We start from the raw sequence: 14,672 nt of genomic DNA on the forward strand, positions 1-14,672 counted from the left end.
GCGCCCCGCCCCCCCGGGGGCGCGGGGCCGCCGCCCCCTCCGCGCCCTCCGCCCCCCCCCCACCACCCCCCCCCCACGCGGGGGGTATGGGGGGTCGTCCCCCCATAATGAACCGTGCCTACGTTGAGTGATCTGGTGCGGGATCACACCGATCTCACCGATGCGGATCTGGAGTGGCTGCACGCGCTGGTCTCGGACTGGCAGCTGCTGGCCGACCTGTCGTTCGCGGATCTGCTGCTCTGGGTGCCGCTGCGGTCGCCGGACGCGCTGCCGCCGGCGGAGGCGGCGTCGCGGCGGCGGGATCCGGGGGTGCCGGGGGCGGTGCACGGGTGGGTGGCGATCGCGCAGATGCGGCCGACGACGGGGCCGACGGCGTATCCGGAGGACCTGGTCGGCAAGATCGTGCGGACGGGGCGGCGCGGGCTGATCGACGTGGCGTGGCGGGAGCGCCGGATCGTCCGGGAGGGCGATCCGGAGTGGGGGAGCGGCATCCCGGTGCGGGAGGAGTCGATTCCGGTACGGCGGGGCGTGAAGCTGCTCGGGGTCATCCAGCGGAGCACGAATCTGAGTTCGGCGCGGACGCCGAGCCGGCTGGAGCTGACGTATCTGCAGAGCGCGAGCGACCTGGCGCAGATGATCGCGGAGGGGCGGTTCCCGGTTCCGGGCGAGGAGCCGAACATGGTCCGGTCGCCGCGCGTGGGGGACGGGCTGATCAGGCTGGACCGGGCGGGGCGGGTGACGTACGCGAGCCCGAACGCGCAGTCGGCGTACCGGCGGCTGGGGTTCCCGGCGGATCTGGTCGGGGAGTCGCTGGGCGCGGTGACGACGCGGCTGTGCGACACGGGCGAGCCCCTCGAAGAGGCGCTGACGGCGGTGCTGAGCGGCCGCGCGCCGCGCGAGGTGGAGGTGGAGACGCGCGGTTCGGTGATGCAGCTGCGGACGATCCCGCTGGTGGTCGGCGGGACGCGGATCGGCGCGATCGTGCTGTGCCGGGACGTGACCGAGCTGCGGTGGCGGGACCGCGAGCTGATGACCAAGGACGCCACCATCCGGGAGATCCACCACCGGGTGAAGAACAACCTGCAGACGGTGGCGGCGCTGCTGCGGCTCCAGGCGAGGCGGCTGCAGATCCCGGAGGGGCGGGCGGCGCTGGACGAGGCGGTCCGGCGGGTGGGGTCGATCGCGATCGTGCACGAGACGCTGTCGCTCACCCCGGACGAGCTGATCGACTTCGATGACATCGCCGACCGCGTGATCATGATGGCGGGGGAGGTGTCGACGCCGGAGACGCGGGTGACGCCCAAGCGGACGGGGAGTTTCGGGGTGCTGCCGGCGGAGGTGGCGACGCCGCTGGCGATGGCGCTGACCGAGCTGCTGCAGAACGCGCTGGAGCACGGCCTGTCGAACCGGTTCGGGACGCTGGAGGTGGTGGCCCACCGCTACGAGGAGGACGAGGGCGCGGAGAAGGCGCCGCGGCTGGCGGTGGTGGTGTCGGACGACGGGGTCGGGCTGCCCGCGGACTTCGACGTGGAGAGCACCGACAGCCTGGGGCTGCAGATCGTCCGGACGCTGATCGTCGGGGAGCTGGGCGGCCGGCTGGACTTCCGGCGGCGGCCGGCCGGGGGGACCGAGGTCGTGGTGGACGTGCCGCTGGAGCAGCACCGTCCGGGTGCGCCGCGCCCGTGACCGGGGTCCCGCGACGCCGAGCGCCCATGGCGAGGCCATGGGCGCCGGGTGTGCCGCCGGGGCGCGGGGCTTTCCGACCCGGGGGTTCGGAAGCGGGCGCCGTTCCGGTCGGGCTCCTGCGTCTTCGGAGGAGTGGACCGTTCGGGGGTTCGGGTCAGGCGGTGGCGTTGAGGTTGGCGCGGGCCCGCATGCGGGCGGCGCGGCGCTTGAGGGCGCGGCGCTCGTCCTCGCCCATGCCGCCCCAGACGCCGGAGTCCTGGCCGGACTCCAGGGCCCAGGCGAGGCAGGCGTCGCTGACGTCGCAGCGGCGGCAAACCTGCTTGGCCTCTTCGATCTGCAGGATCGCGGGCCCGGTGTTGCCGATCGGGAAGAACAGCTCGGGGTCCACGTCACGGCAGGCTGCGCGGTGGCGCCAGTCCATGCGGTCCACTCCTTCGTCAGGTGGAGGAAGACGACTCCACTTGTGAACTGGTTCACATGTCACGACCGCCCGAGCCGCTGGGTGGGGGCCGCGGGACGGAAGTCGGTGCGACGCTGCGATCAGGAGGCGGACTGCGCTGGGCTTCCTGTCGGCGAACGCACTTTGAGCGTGTCAGGGGGCCGTCGCCAGACGCAAGACCTTGGAGAACTGTTTCTCAAAGTATGGATGTCGCATGTGTCACATCAGTGGGTCGGCGATGTTGCTTTCCGGTTAAACAACACCCGCGTCGCCCTCATATGACGATCCGTACCGCCCTCGGCACCGATCGGAACGTGATGGTCTCCTGCTCGCCCAGGTACTCGCCGTCGAGCTGGAACGCCACCGGATGGTCGGCACGCAGTGTGACCTGGGCCGCATCGTGCAGGTTGAGGACGTCCCGGCCGCGTACGGGGCGGGATCGCGGGGACAGCATCCCGGCCAGCGCGCCCAGCACCGGGGCCACGTCCATCGAACGCATCCCGAACACATCCAGCCCGCGCCCGAACTGCGCGCGCGGACTCGGATTCACCGGATAGGGACCCAGGAATGTCCACGGCGAGGTATTGCTGACGAACGCGAGAAAGAGCCCGGAAATCGTCGGGCGGCCGGGAACTTCCACGGTCAGCGGCGGCCGGCGCCGTTCCGTGCCGGCGAAGAATTGCCGGACCGCGGTGCGCACGTAGAGCGATGGGTCCGCCTTGGCGCCCGCGAGCCGCCGCCGTTCGACCTCGCGGACGACCTCCGCGTCGAGCCCGACGCCCGCGCTGAACGTGAAGTACCGCTCGGGCTCGCCGGGAGCGCAGGCCGTGGCGAGGCCGACCGTGCGGTGCCGGCCGGCCCGCAGCGCCGCCAGGAGGGCGCGGGTCGCGCCCACCGGCTCGCCGGGCAGGCCGACGGCGCGCGCGAACACGTTCGCGCTCCCGCACGGCAGCACCGCGAGCGCGGGCAGGTCGGGGGACGGGCCCTTGGCCAGCAGGCCGTTGACGACCTCGTTGACCGTGCCGTCGCCGCCCACGGCCACCACGGCGTCGTAGCGCTCCACCGCCGCGCGGCGGGCCAGTTCGGTGGCGTGGCCGCGGTGGCCGGTCTCGGCGAGGTCCACGTCGAGGTCGCCGGACACGGCCCGCATCATCAGGTCGCGGGCCCGCCGGGAGGTCGAGGTCGCCTTGGGGTTGGCGATGAGCATCGCGCGCACGGCGCAAGCGTATCCACCGCGCCGGTACGAGTAGGGTTTCGAGTTGTGACGAAACGCCCCATGACCGTGAACGCCGCCGCCGCGCTGGAAGCCGCCGAGGGCGTCACGGCGATCGGATTCGGCCTCTTCGTCGGTTTCGAGACGCTCATCGGCGAGGCGGTGGATCCGGCGACCGCGATCGGGGTCACCGTGCTGGCGCTGGCCGGCGGCGCCGGAATGCTCGCGTGCGCGCGCGGCCTGCTGCGCGCCGAGCCGTGGAGCCGGGCTCCGACGGTCCTGACGCAGCTGTTCGCGCTGCCGGTGGCGTGGTCGCTGTGGCAGAGCGAGCAGCCGCTGGTGGCGGTGCCGCTCGGCCTGGCCGCCGTCGTCACGCTGGTGCTCGCCCTGAGCCCGCCAAGCACCGGCTGGCTCGTGGAACGCCCTGAGCATGACACGGCTGACACGGCCGACACAGACGGCTCAGCCGAAACAGGCGGCACAGGCGGCCCGGACGCCGTGGACGAGGACCCTGCCACGGACGCCGTCCCCGACACCGCGGCGCAGCCGGGGCGGGACGGGACCGGCAAGCGGCCCACCTGACGTCCAGGGGCCGCCCGCCGATCACTCGTCGGCGGTCAGCCCCTCGCGGAGCTGCGCCAGCGTACGGGCCAGCAGCCGGGAGACGTGCATCTGCGAGATCCCCAGCTCGGCGGCGATCTGCGACTGCGTCATGTTGCCGAAGAACCGCAGCAGCAGGATCTTCTTCTCGCGGGCGGGCAGCTTCTCCAGCAGCGGCTTGAGGGACTCGCGGTACTCCACGCCCTCCAGCGACTCGTCCACCATCCCGAGCGAGTCGGCCACCGCGGGCGCGTCCTCGTCGCCGGAGTCGGGGGCGTCCAGCGAGACCGTCGAGTAGGCGTTGGCCGACTCCAGTCCCTCCAGCACCTCCTCCTCGCTCATCTGCAGGTGCGCGGCCAGCTCGCTGACCGTCGGCGCCCGCCCCTCGCGCTGCGCGAGATCGCTGATCGCCTTGGTCAGGGAGAGCTTCAGCTCCTGCAGCCGGCGCGGAACCCGCACGGCCCAGCCCTTGTCGCGGAAATGCCGCTTGATCTCGCCGACGATCGTCGGCGTGGCATAGGTGGAGAACTCCACCCCGCGCTCCAGATCGAACCGGTCGATCGACTTGATCAGGCCGATGGTGGCGACCTGGATCAGGTCGTCCAGCCACTCGCCCCGGTTGCGGAACCGGCGGGCGAGGTACTCCACCAGCGGCAGGTGGAGCTCGACCAGCTGGTCGCGGATGCGCTGGCGCTCCGGGTCTCCCTCGGGCAGCTCCGCCAGGCGCTCGAACAGGGCGCGGGCGCGCGCACGGTCCGGCACGGCACCCTCTGTGCGCTCGGTGCGGTCGGCACGCTCGTCTCCCGCGTCGTTGGCCACGGTCGTCTTCTCTGTCACGGGGCCCCCGCCGTACCGCGGCGCTTCTGCAGCGTCACGGTGACACGGTCGTCCGCGCCCGCCTGGGCGTCGACCTCGCCGGCCAGCGAGGACAGCACCGTCCAGGCGAAGGTGTCGCGGCTGGGCTCGGCGCCGTCCACGGTGAGGACCGACACCGCGATCCGCATCGCCTCTCCCGTCAGTTCGAACTCGCAGGTCAGATCGGTTCCGGGTACCGCCTGGGCGAGCAGCATCGCGCACGCCTCGTCCACGGCGATCCGCAGGTCCTCGATCTCGTCCAGCGTAAAGTCGAGGCGGGCGGCGAGCCCCGCGGTGGCGGTTCTCAGAACCGAAAGATACGCACCGGCGGCGGGCAGCTTCACCGTCACCACATCACGCACGGACAACTTCGTACCGGCCGGCATGGCCGCGGTCTCCTCGGTCACGTCACTCCCTCGCAGGATTGGGTCCCGCTCCTTCGAAACTACCGCCTGCGCGGCCCTTCGGGAGACTTCGCCGCGCGCGGCTTCGGCGGCAATGTCCCCGGGGACCTCAGTTGCCGCAGGGCAAACATCGGGTCCGGGAGAAATAGATCACCCGCGGGCGAGTCTCGTCAGGGCGTCCCCGGTGAGGCGGTACGTGGTCCACTCGTCCTGCGGGCGGGCGCCGAGCGACTCGTAGAAGCCGATCGCCGGCGTGTTCCAGTTGAGGACGGCCCACTCCACGCGCCCGTAGCCGCGCTCGTCGGCGATCCGGGCCAGCTCGGCCAGCAGCGCCCGGCCGAGCCCCGTCCCGCGGGCGGCGGGGTCCACGTACAGGTCCTCCAGGTAGATCCCGTGGCGGCCGAGCCAGGTGGAGAACGTCAGGAACCACAGCGCGAAGCCCACGACCTCGCCCTCGTGCTCGGCGACGTGCGCGAAGACCTTGGGGTCGTCCCCGAAGAGGCTCGCCCGCAGGTCCTCCTCGGTGGCCTTCACCTCGTGCAGGGCGCGCTCGTACTCCGCGAGGTCGCGGATCAGCGTCAGGATGGCGGGGACGTCTTCGGGGGTGGCAGGCCGGATCATGCCCGCCAGGCTATCCGGACAGGCGAAGGGGGCCGCCCGGCGTGCGGACGGCCCCCGGAGCGGGCGTCAGCCCTGCTTGGTCTCCCAGAAGATCTTGTCGATCTTCGCGATACCGGCCAGCAGTTCCTCGGCCACGGCCACGTCCATGCTGGACTTGGTGCCGCCGCCGCCCCCCGCGAGCTTGGTGGTCTTGTTGAACAGCTCGTGGAGCTCGGGGTACTTCTCGAAGTGCGGCGGCTTGAAGTAGTCGGTCCACAGCACCCACAGGTGCTCCTTGACCAGCTCGGAGCGCTGCTCCTTGATGGCGATGGCGCGTGCGCGGAAGACCGGGTCCTCGTTCGCGGCGTACTTCTCGCAGATCGCCTTGACGGACTCGGCCTCGATGCGGGCCTGCGCCGGGTCGTAGACACCGCACGGCAGGTCGCAGTGCGCGGAGACCGTGGTCTTCGGACGCAGAAGGTTGACGAGCACCTGCGTTTCCCTTCCCTCGTTTCGGATCATGCTCAGGGCCTCGACATTACTCTTGTGGCCCCGGCTCCGTACGGCCAGGGCGCTCGGTATTTCGGCCTAGGACCGCGGGGGTCCGGCCTGTTCAGTGACTTGTCTCACCATCAGAGGGCGAGGTATGCGGGAGTGCGGACTCCGGTTCGGGCGATGGCGGTGGCGGGGGAGTCGATGCTGCCCGCGCTGCGGCCGGGAGATCTGCTGCTCGTACGGTGCGGCGGCGCCGTGAAGGTGGCCGCGGGCGACCTGGTGGTGGCGCGCCATCCGGAACGGGACGGGCTGCTGACGGTCAAGCGGGCGGCGCACCGCGACGGGGACGGCTGGTGGCTGGAGAGCGACAACCAGCGCGCGCCGGGCCGGCAGGACAGCTGGGACTTCGGCGCCGTGCCGGACCGGCTGGTGGTGGGGCGCGTGGTGGCGCGCTACTGGCCGCCGTCGCGGGTGGCGGTCTTCCCCGCGGGACGCTCCGCGCCGTCGTGACCGGGGCCCTGGCGGCCGTTGCGGTGGGGGACCAGCGGTTCGGTCACCCGGGGCTGCTGCGGGCGGTCGGCGGCGGCCACGCCGTGCCGGCTCGCGGCGCAGCGGTCGGAGCAGTAGCGCCGCGAGCGGTTGGCCGTGGTGTCGAAGAAGACCCGGCCGCAGCCCTCCGCGCGGCAGGTGCCGAGCCGGTCGATGCCCTGCTCGCCGATCTTGACGGCCAGCCCCATCGCGGCGCGCGCGGCGTACCGGTCGGGGATGGAGCCCGCCTCGTTGAGGTGGACGTGCCAGTCGTGGTCGTCGTGCCGGGACAGCTGGGGGTGGATCGGATGCTGGATGAGCAGCGAGTTGAGGCGATCGACGGCGCCGTCCTCGTCGCCCGCGCCGGCCGCGGCGAAGATCGCCCGCAGCTGGTCGCGCAGGCCCTGCATGGTGTCGAGGTCACGGTGCCCGACGCGGCCGCTCAGATGCGGCTTGCGCGCCAGCAGGGCGGTGAGGCCCTGGAGGTCGCGCAGGCTGTCGCCCGCGCGGTCCTGGGTGTTGACGAGCTCGATCGCCAGGTCGGCGTAAGAGGCGAGGTCCACATGCACTCCTGACGGAGTCGACCCTGATCGGACGTACGGTCATTCCCCCCTGACGAGTATTACACCCTGTACGCCGGATCGGCCCGGCCGATGCGGCGGTCGATATGAAATATCGTCCGGCGCGGAGCGTGACAAGACGGGAATATCGCGGTTGAGATCAGGAGTCGCCGCAGGTTATTCGCTTCCTACGGGATCTCCGACTTCGCACATGATTACGGCCTGTGTCGCCCTGAACCGGGCGACACAGGCCGAAAACCCTTGAAATCAGATGCGGTTGACGCCCTCGGCGCGGGCCTGGTCGGCCACCGCGGCGGTGACGGCCGGGGCGACCCGCTCGTCGAACGGGCCGGGGATCACGTAGTCGGGGGCCAGGTCGTCGCCCACGATGGCGGCCAGCGCGTCGGCCGCCGCGAGCTTCATGCCCTCGGTGATCGTGTGCGCCCGGACCTCCAGGGCGCCCTTGAAGATCCCCGGGAACGCGAGCACGTTGTTGATCTGGTTGGGGTGGTCGCTGCGGCCGGTGGCGACGACGCGGGCGTGCCGGCGGGCCACGTCCGGCTCCACCTCGGGGGTGGGGTTGGACAGCGCGAAGACGATCGCGTCCTCGGCCATCGTGGCGATGCAGGCCTCCTGGACGGTGCTGCCGGACAGGCCGATGAACACGTCGGCGCCGCGCAGCGCCTCCTCCGTGGAGCCCTTGAGGCCGGCCTTGTTGGTGTCGGCGGCCAGCGCCTCCTTGATCGGGTTGAGCCCGTCCCGGCCGGAGTAGATGAGGCCCTTGCTGTCGGAGACGGCGATGTCGCCGATGCCGGCGTTCAGCAGCATCCGGGTCACGGCCACGCCGGACGCGCCGGCGCCGGCGACCACGGCGCGCAGCTCCGACAGCGGGCGGCCGGTCAGCCGGGCGGCGTTCTTGAGCGCGGCCAGCGTGACGATCGCGGTGCCGTGCTGGTCGTCGTGGAAGACGGGGATGTCCAGGGCGGCGCGCAGCCGGTCCTCGATCTCGAAGCAGCGCGGGGCGCTGATGTCCTCGAGGTTGATGCCGCCGAAGCTGGGGGCCATCCGGATCACGGTGTCGACGATCTCGTCCACGCCGGTGCAGCCGAGCGCGATCGGCACCGAGTCGACGCCGGCGAACTCCTTGAAGAGCAGGGACTTGCCCTCCATCACGGGCATGGAGGCGGCCGGGCCGATGTCGCCCAGGCCGAGGACGGCGGTGCCGTCGGTGACGACCGCGACGACCTTGGAGGTCCAGGTGTACTCGTGGGCCAGCTCGGGGTGCTCGGCGATCGCCGTGCAGACCCGCGCCACGCCGGGGGTGTAGGCGAGGGACAGGTCGTCCTTGTCGCGCACCGGGATGGTCGAGCGGACCTCCAGCTTGCCGCCGCGGTGCAGCGGGAACGCCGGATCGTCGTCGTAAGAATGCGGTTCGGTGGAATTGGGCTCAGCAGCCACAGCGACCCCTGTCAGTGAAATGTGGGATTTCGGGCGATGCCGCCGCGGTGGTGTGGTGTGGTGGCCGGTCACCTGGAGGGCATCTCGCGACGTACGGGGGTCACCCGTTGTCCGATTGTGCCACAGTACGGCCCGGCGGCCATGGGCCGCGGGGGGTGGTGGCCGTCACGTACGTGACACGGAGTGATGACTCCGGTGCGACACGTGAGAAGATCTTGGTCGGTGCATGGAGCCGTCCGAATAGCCTTGTTGTCCGATTGTTTCGGAGCCTTTATCCAGATCACGCCCGGTGTACGCAAAACTGTGCAACACCGCTTGGATCCGCCGAGATCCACCGATACCAGACTGGAGGGGGACCTGTGACCACTGGTTCTCTGCGCCGCCATATCTTCACGGCGGGCGCGCTTGTGCTGACGGGCGCCCTCGCCCTGTCGGCCTGCGGGGAGAAGGAAGAGCCCGGAGCGGGCGAGAAGATCACCCCGACCGGCGGCGCCGACTCCCGGCTGGCCGGCATGGTCCCCGCCGCGATCAAGGCGGACGGCAAGATCGTCATCGGCGTGGACTCGTCGTACGCGCCGAACGAGTTCCTCGCCGCCGACGGCAAGACCGTCGAGGGCTGGGACCGCGAGCTGTTCGACGCCGTGGCCACCAAGCTCGGCGTCAAGACCGAGTGGGTCACCTCCAAGTTCGACGACATCATCCCGGGCGTGCAGTCGGGCAAGTACGAGGCGGGCGTGTCCTCGTTCACGATCAACCCTGAGCGCAAGAAGCAGGTCACGATGGTGAGCTACTTCAACGCCGGCACGCAGTGGGCGACCAAGAAGGGCAACCCCGCGGGGATCCAGCCCGACAACGCCTGCGGCAAGAAGGTCGCCGTGCAGAAGGGCACCGTCCAGGTCGAGGACATCGAGAAGAAGTCCAAGGCCTGCGAGGACGCCGGCAAGCCCAAGATCCAGATCGACCAGTACCAGGGCCAGGACCAGGCCACCGCCGCGATCGTGTCCGGCAAGGACGACGCGGGCCTGGCCGACTCGCCGATCATCGCGTACGCGGTGAAGCAGACCAACGGCCAGCTCGAGCTGCTCGGCGACATCTACGAGGCGGCGCCGTACGGGTTCGTGGTCAAGAAGGAGGAGACGCAGCTCGCGCAGGCGATCTCCGAGGCGACCAAGGCCCTGCAGCAGGACGGCACCTACAAGAAGATCCTGGAGAAGTGGAACGTCCAGGCGGGCGCCATCAACGACTCGGCAGTGAACCCCTGATCCCATGACGCACACAACCGAGGACCCCTCGGCGGAGCGGGCACGGCCGGAGGCCATCGCGGCCGTGCCCGTCCGGCACCCGGGGCGCTGGGTCGCGGTGGCGGTCATCGCGGTGCTCACCGCGATGTTCGTCAACATGCTGGTGACGAACGAGAAGTTCCAGTGGTCGTTCATCATCGACAACGCGTTCCGGCCCAACATCATCGAGGGCGTCCGCACCACGATCCTGCTGACCGTGCTCTCGATGGTCATCGGCGTGCTGATGGGCATCGGGCTGGCGGTCATGCGGCTGTCGCCCAATCCGCTCCTCAGCGGCGTGGCCTGGCTCTACACCTGGTTCTTCCGGGCGGTGCCGCGGCTGGTGCTGGCGATCCTGTTCGGCAACATGGGCATCCTGTACGCCCAGTACGACATCGGCGGCGTCCCGTTCGCGGGCTTCTTCAGCGACCTGCTGGGCGTGAACCTGAACGGCACGCTGTTCAGCCTGGACGCGCGGACGCTGCTGACCGGCTTCATGGCGGGCCTGCTGGCGCTGGCGCTGTCGGAGGCCGCGTACATGGCCGAGATCGTCCGGGCCGGGATCCTGTCGGTCGACCCGGGGCAGAGCGAGGCGTCGGCGGCCCTCGGGATGTCGCGCTTCCAGACGATGCGCCGGGTGGTGCTGCCGCAGGCCATGCGGGTGATCATCCCGCCGACCGGCAACGAGACCATCGCGATGCTGAAGGACACCTCGCTGGTGGCCTTCGTGCCGGTCACCAACGAGCTGTTCTTCCAGCTCCAGGCGGTCGGCAACCGGACGTTCCAGGTCTTCCCGATGCTGATCGCGGCGTGCATCTGGTACCTGATCCTGACCAGCTTCCTGCTGGTGGGGCAGTACTACATCGAACGCCACTTCGCCCGCGGCTCGGCGGCGGGCGGCGGGCGGCGGCAGCGGCGGCCGAAGCAGGGCGGCGGCCCGGGCCCGGAACCCGTTCCGGTGGGCGCCGGCATCGACCTCAAGAAGGGGGAGGGGCCGTGACGGATCAGTCCGCGGTGGACACCGGGGCCACCGAGGTCGTCGACGACTTCATGGTCCGGTCCGAGAACGTCCACAAGAGCTTCGGCCGGCTGGAGGTGCTCAAGGGCATCGACCTGACGGTGCGGCCGGGCGAGGTGATGTGTGTCATCGGCCCGTCCGGCTCGGGCAAGTCGACGTTCCTGCGCTGCATCAACCATCTGGAGAAGATCGACGCGGGCCGGCTGTGGGTGGCCGGGCACCTGGTCGGCTACCGGGAGAAGAACGGCAAGCTGTACGAGCTGCGCGACCGCGAGGTGGCGGCGCAGCGCCGCGACATCGGCATGGTGTTCCAGCGCTTCAACCTCTTCCCGCACATGACGGCGCTGGAGAACGTCATGGAGGCGCCGTGCCGGGTGAAGCGGGAGTCGAAGGCGCAGGTGCGCGAGCGGGCGCTGAAGCTGATGGACCGCGTCGGGCTGGCCGACAAGGTCGGCAGCTACCCGGCCCAGCTGTCGGGCGGGCAGCAGCAGCGGGTGGCGATCGCCCGGGCGCTGGCCATGGAGCCCAAGCTGATGCTGTTCGACGAGCCCACCTCGGCCCTGGACCCGGAGCTGGTCGGCGAGGTGCTGGAGGTCATGAAGGACCTGGCGCTGGACGGCATGACGATGGTCGTGGTGACGCACGAGATCGGGTTCGCGCGGGAGGTCGGCGACTCGCTGGTCTTCATGGACGGCGGCGTGATCGTCGAGCAGGGCTCGCCGCGCGAGGTGCTGGCCAACCCGCGGCACCCCCGCACGCAGGACTTCCTCTCCAAGGTCCTGTAGAGGCCGCGGCGCCCCGGTCCGGACGTTCCCGCACGCCGCGGAATAGGGTGCGGGCATGTTCGCAGTCACGGCTACGCAATTCGACGCAGACGATCCGCTGACCGGCCTGTCGCTGGGGGAACGGCCCGAGCCCGAGGTCCCCGCCGGGTGGACCACCGTCACGGTGAAGGCGACCGCGCTCAACCACCACGACCTGTGGTCGCTGAAGGGCGTGGGGCTGAGCGCCGACCGGCTCCCGATGATCCTGGGCTGCGACGCGGCCGGGGTGGACGAGGACGGCAACGAGGTCATCGTCCACTCGGTGATCGGCGACGCGGACCGGGGCGGCGGCGACGAGACGCTCGACCCGAAGCGGTCGCTGCTGTCGGAGGCCCATCCCGGCACGTTCGCCGAGCGGGTCGCGGTGCCGCGCCGCAACCTGGTGCCGAAGCCGGCCGAGCTGTCGTTCGCGGAGGCCGCGTGCCTGCCGACGGCGTGGCTCACCGCGTACCGGATGCTGTTCGACAAGGCGGACCTGCAGCCGGGCGCGACCGTGCTGGTGCAGGGCGCCGGCGGCGGCGTCGCGACCGCGCTGATCACGCTGGGGGCGGCGGCCGGCTACCGGGTCTGGGCGACGAGCCGCAGCGAGGGCAAGCGCGAGCGCGCGCTGGAGCTGGGCGCGGACGCGGTCTTCGAGTCCGGCGCGCGGCTGCCGGAACGGGTCGACGCGGTCATGGAGACGGTCGGCCAGGCGACCTGGTCGCACTCGCTGAAGTCGCTGCGTCCCGGCGGCCGGATCGTGGTCTCCGGGGCCACCAGCGGCCAGGTGCCGCCCGCGGAGCTGAACCGGGTCTTCTTCCTCCAGCTCTCGGTGGTGGGCTCCACGATGGGCACCCGCGACCAGCTGGGCCGGCTCGCGCGGTTCCTGGCCAAGAGCGGCGCCCGGCCGCTGATCGACCGGGAGCTGCCGCTGGCGGAGGCGCGCGAGGGGTTCGCCGCGATGCACGAGGGCGACCTCTTCGGCAAGATCGTCTTCACGCCCTGAGCGGTCCCGGAGGCGGCTCGGGCGGGCTCGGAAGCGGGCTCCGAGTCGGGCTCGGAAGCGGGTTCCGAGGCGGGTTCGGAGGCGGGCTCAGAAGCGGTCGCGGATCCGGTCCCGGGTCTCGTCCAGCATCGCCTGGACGGCGTCCAGCGCGTCGTCGTCCAGGCGGGCCTCCCGGGTCTGCGCGCGGACGTCCTCGACGAACGAGTGCAGCAGCCGGTCCAGCTTGAGGCGGGCGACGTCCTCGTGCGAGCCGGTCGCGGTCTTCCACGCGTCCTCCCAGGTGCGGCGCCACTCCTCCTTCCACGCCAGGGTCTGCTCGCGCCAGTGGTCGCGCTGCCGCCGCCACTCGTCCTTCTGCCGGTCGGTGGTCTCCTTCCAGACGTCCTTGGTGTCCTGGGACGTCGTGCGGCCCTGGTCGCGCATCGTCCGGGCGGCCTGGGTGAGCTCCTCGCGCAGCGACCGCACGGTCTGCCGCACGTCCTGCTGCACCTCGCGGGCGAACTCCTGCGCCGAGGCGGAGATCTCGTCCTCCAGGTCGGCCAGCTCGTCCATCCGGCGCTCCAGCTCCTCGCGGCCCTTGTCGGTCAGCGAGTACACCTTCTTGCCCTTGACGACCTCGTGCGAGACCAGGCCCTCGGACTCCAGCCGGGCCAGCCGCGGGTAGATCGTGCCGGGGGAGGGGGAGTAGACCCCGAGGAAGCGGTCCTGCAGCAGCCGGATCACCTCGTACCCGTGCCGCGGGCTCTCCTCCAGCAGCTTGAGCAGGTACAGCCGCAGGCGGCCGTGACCGAAGACGGGGCTCAACTCACTTCTCCATTCCGGGTGTGCCGATCTCGGACGGGTCGCCGCGGCCGAGCAGCGCGACGCTCCCCGAGACGGTGTTGACAGACAGCCTCCCGGAGCCGTCGCCGAGCGTGCCGCTCACGCTCCTGGTGACGGCGCGCTCCTCGCGCTCCAGGGCGAACGACGTCTCGATCCGGCCCGCCGCCGAGTGCAGCGAGACCTCGGCGCCGGCCGATTCGGGGATCCGCAGCGCGACCTCGCCGGAGACCGTGTTGACCTCGATCCGGCCCTTGGCGGCCAGGTCCACGTCCGCGGCGATCCGGCCGCCGACCGTGCGCGCCGCGAGCGTGTCGACGGCGCCGCCCGCCAGCGCCAGGTCGCCGGACACGGACGTGAACGACACCTTCCCGTCCAGCCCCTGCGCCTCGATCGCCCCGGAGACGGTGTTGGCGTCGATGTCGCCGGTCACCCCGTCCAGCGTCACGTCGCCGGCCGCGCTCCGGATGGACGTCCGAGCGGTCATCCCGGTGACGACGGCGTCCGCCGAGACCAGGTTGAGCGTCACCGGGCAGTCGCGCGGGACGGTCACGGTGATCGCCGCCCGGGTCTTGTGGGTGCGCAGGAAGCTCAGCACGCCCTCCCACAGCCGCTCATGGGTGATCGTCAGCATCCCGGCCTCGTGCCCGATCACGAGCGGCGGCCCCTCCACGTCCCCGACCAGCACCGACGGCCGGTCGTCGGACGCCAGGACGGAGACGCTCCCGGCGATGAGGGTGGCCTTGAGCGCCACCACGCCGTCGAAGTCGAGCGTCGCCGGTTCGTCGATCGTCCAGCGCGACATCGTGCCCTGCCTTTCCGAGCGCCTGCGTGACGGTTCGGGGCTGCCAGTACCAGTAAACACGATATGTCGCGTTTCTGGAAAGTCAAGATGTATCGCGTTCCGC

Annotated in this window: 17 protein-coding genes; 7 read left to right on the forward strand and 10 right to left on the reverse strand. The window is 71.2% G+C overall.

Going from position 1 to position 14,672, the window contains the following annotated elements:
• The first annotated feature begins 114 nt into the window (after positions 1 to 114).
• Positions 115 to 1,686 (forward strand): histidine kinase N-terminal domain-containing protein, encoded by a 1,572-nt coding sequence (locus tag AB0881_RS33885; RefSeq protein WP_366623667.1) that lies wholly within the window; start codon positions 115 to 117, stop codon positions 1,684 to 1,686.
• 154 nt (positions 1,687 to 1,840) lie between these two features.
• Here the strand turns inward: AB0881_RS33885 and AB0881_RS33890 are convergent, their stop codons facing one another.
• Together AB0881_RS33890 and AB0881_RS33895 are read right to left on the reverse strand one after the other, a co-directional pair.
• The gene (locus AB0881_RS33890) at positions 1,841 to 2,107 is read right to left on the reverse strand and encodes a WhiB family transcriptional regulator (RefSeq protein ID WP_366623669.1); all 267 of its coding nucleotides are present in this window, start codon (positions 2,105 to 2,107) and stop codon (positions 1,841 to 1,843) included.
• Between the two features lie 292 nt (positions 2,108 to 2,399).
• Positions 2,400 to 3,341, reverse strand: coding sequence for a diacylglycerol kinase family protein (locus AB0881_RS33895; protein ID WP_366623671.1), 942 nt, complete (start codon positions 3,339 to 3,341; stop codon positions 2,400 to 2,402).
• Between the two features lie 45 nt (positions 3,342 to 3,386).
• Between AB0881_RS33895 and AB0881_RS33900 the strand changes: the two genes are divergently transcribed.
• The gene (locus tag AB0881_RS33900; RefSeq protein ID WP_366623673.1) at positions 3,387 to 3,920 is read left to right on the forward strand and encodes a hypothetical protein; all 534 of its coding nucleotides are present in this window, start codon (positions 3,387 to 3,389) and stop codon (positions 3,918 to 3,920) included.
• Between the two features lie 21 nt (positions 3,921 to 3,941).
• Here AB0881_RS33900 and AB0881_RS33905 read toward each other — a convergent pair whose 3' ends face one another.
• From AB0881_RS33905 to sodN, 4 genes are all read right to left on the reverse strand, one after another.
• A complete protein-coding gene (locus AB0881_RS33905) occupies positions 3,942 to 4,700 on the reverse strand; it encodes an RNA polymerase sigma factor SigF (RefSeq protein WP_026401215.1) in 759 nt (252 codons plus the stop codon).
• A gap of 71 nt (positions 4,701 to 4,771) precedes the next feature.
• A complete protein-coding gene (locus AB0881_RS33910; protein ID WP_366623675.1) occupies positions 4,772 to 5,200 on the reverse strand; it encodes an anti-sigma factor in 429 nt (142 codons plus the stop codon).
• A gap of 147 nt (positions 5,201 to 5,347) precedes the next feature.
• Positions 5,348 to 5,818, reverse strand: a complete 471-nt coding sequence (locus AB0881_RS33915; RefSeq protein ID WP_366623677.1) for a GNAT family N-acetyltransferase — start codon at positions 5,816 to 5,818, stop codon at positions 5,348 to 5,350.
• Positions 5,819 to 5,884: 66 nt separating this feature from the next.
• Complete coding sequence (sodN, locus tag AB0881_RS33920; protein WP_366623679.1) at positions 5,885 to 6,289, reverse strand: superoxide dismutase, Ni; 405 nt, start codon at positions 6,287 to 6,289, stop codon at positions 5,885 to 5,887.
• Positions 6,290 to 6,451: 162 nt separating this feature from the next.
• Between sodN and AB0881_RS33925 the strand changes: the two genes are divergently transcribed.
• The gene (locus AB0881_RS33925; protein ID WP_366623681.1) at positions 6,452 to 6,802 is read left to right on the forward strand and encodes a S24 family peptidase; all 351 of its coding nucleotides are present in this window, start codon (positions 6,452 to 6,454) and stop codon (positions 6,800 to 6,802) included.
• Here the strand turns inward: AB0881_RS33925 and AB0881_RS33930 are convergent.
• Positions 6,745 to 7,383, reverse strand: a complete 639-nt coding sequence (locus AB0881_RS33930; RefSeq protein WP_366623683.1) for a CGNR zinc finger domain-containing protein — start codon at positions 7,381 to 7,383, stop codon at positions 6,745 to 6,747. The genes AB0881_RS33925 and AB0881_RS33930 overlap by 58 nt on opposite strands.
• 264 nt (positions 7,384 to 7,647) lie before the next feature.
• Positions 7,648 to 8,838, reverse strand: coding sequence for an NADP-dependent malic enzyme (locus tag AB0881_RS33935; protein WP_366623685.1), 1,191 nt, complete (start codon positions 8,836 to 8,838; stop codon positions 7,648 to 7,650).
• A gap of 359 nt (positions 8,839 to 9,197) precedes the next feature.
• Here AB0881_RS33935 and AB0881_RS33940 point away from each other — a divergent pair, with 359 nt between their 5' ends.
• Genes AB0881_RS33940 through AB0881_RS33955 form a run of 4 tightly spaced genes read left to right on the forward strand, consistent with a single transcriptional unit; the run spans position 9,198 to position 12,945 of the window.
• On the forward strand, positions 9,198 to 10,100 hold the full coding sequence (locus AB0881_RS33940; RefSeq protein WP_366623687.1) for an ABC transporter substrate-binding protein: 903 nt from the start codon (positions 9,198 to 9,200) through the stop codon (positions 10,098 to 10,100).
• A 4-nt stretch (positions 10,101 to 10,104) separates the two neighbouring features.
• Positions 10,105 to 11,118: an amino acid ABC transporter permease gene (locus AB0881_RS33945; protein ID WP_366623689.1), complete on the forward strand. Its 1,014-nt coding sequence runs from the start codon at positions 10,105 to 10,107 to the stop codon at positions 11,116 to 11,118.
• Positions 11,119 to 11,168: 50 nt separating this feature from the next.
• Positions 11,169 to 11,921: an amino acid ABC transporter ATP-binding protein gene (locus AB0881_RS33950; protein ID WP_366623740.1), complete on the forward strand. Its 753-nt coding sequence runs from the start codon at positions 11,169 to 11,171 to the stop codon at positions 11,919 to 11,921.
• 55 nt (positions 11,922 to 11,976) lie between these two features.
• Positions 11,977 to 12,945 (forward strand): zinc-binding dehydrogenase, encoded by a 969-nt coding sequence (locus AB0881_RS33955; RefSeq protein WP_366623690.1) that lies wholly within the window; start codon positions 11,977 to 11,979, stop codon positions 12,943 to 12,945.
• Positions 12,946 to 13,032: 87 nt separating this feature from the next.
• Here the strand turns inward: AB0881_RS33955 and AB0881_RS33960 are convergent, their stop codons facing one another.
• Together AB0881_RS33960 and AB0881_RS33965 are read right to left on the reverse strand one after the other, a co-directional pair.
• Positions 13,033 to 13,749 carry a helix-turn-helix transcriptional regulator gene (locus AB0881_RS33960; RefSeq protein WP_366623692.1) on the reverse strand — a complete coding sequence of 239 codons (717 nt, stop codon included), beginning with the start codon at positions 13,747 to 13,749 and terminating at the stop codon, positions 13,033 to 13,035.
• Position 13,750: 1 nt separating this feature from the next.
• Positions 13,751 to 14,569 carry a DUF4097 family beta strand repeat-containing protein gene (locus AB0881_RS33965; protein ID WP_366623694.1) on the reverse strand — a complete coding sequence of 273 codons (819 nt, stop codon included), beginning with the start codon at positions 14,567 to 14,569 and terminating at the stop codon, positions 13,751 to 13,753.
• Positions 14,570 to 14,672: the final 103 nt, after the last annotated feature.

Source organism: Spirillospora sp. NPDC029432 (assembly GCF_040703975.1).
In the GTDB taxonomy this organism is placed as follows: Bacteria; Actinomycetota; Actinomycetes; order Streptosporangiales; family Streptosporangiaceae; genus Spirillospora.

What these genes read in the sequence shown, in the direction of transcription:
- AB0881_RS33945 (WP_366623689.1), top strand. Translation starts at nt 10,105, where the DNA reads ATGACGCACACAACCGAGGACCCCTCGGCGGAGCGGGCACGGCCGGAG.
- AB0881_RS33915 (WP_366623677.1), bottom strand. Translation starts at nt 5,818, where the DNA reads ATGATCCGGCCTGCCACCCCCGAAGACGTCCCCGCCATCCTGACGCTG.
- AB0881_RS33890 (WP_366623669.1), bottom strand. Translation starts at nt 2,107, where the DNA reads ATGGACTGGCGCCACCGCGCAGCCTGCCGTGACGTGGACCCCGAGCTG.
- AB0881_RS33965 (WP_366623694.1), bottom strand. Translation starts at nt 14,569, where the DNA reads ATGTCGCGCTGGACGATCGACGAACCGGCGACGCTCGACTTCGACGGC.
- AB0881_RS33950 (WP_366623740.1), top strand. Translation starts at nt 11,169, where the DNA reads ATGGTCCGGTCCGAGAACGTCCACAAGAGCTTCGGCCGGCTGGAGGTG.
- AB0881_RS33955 (WP_366623690.1), top strand. Translation starts at nt 11,977, where the DNA reads ATGTTCGCAGTCACGGCTACGCAATTCGACGCAGACGATCCGCTGACC.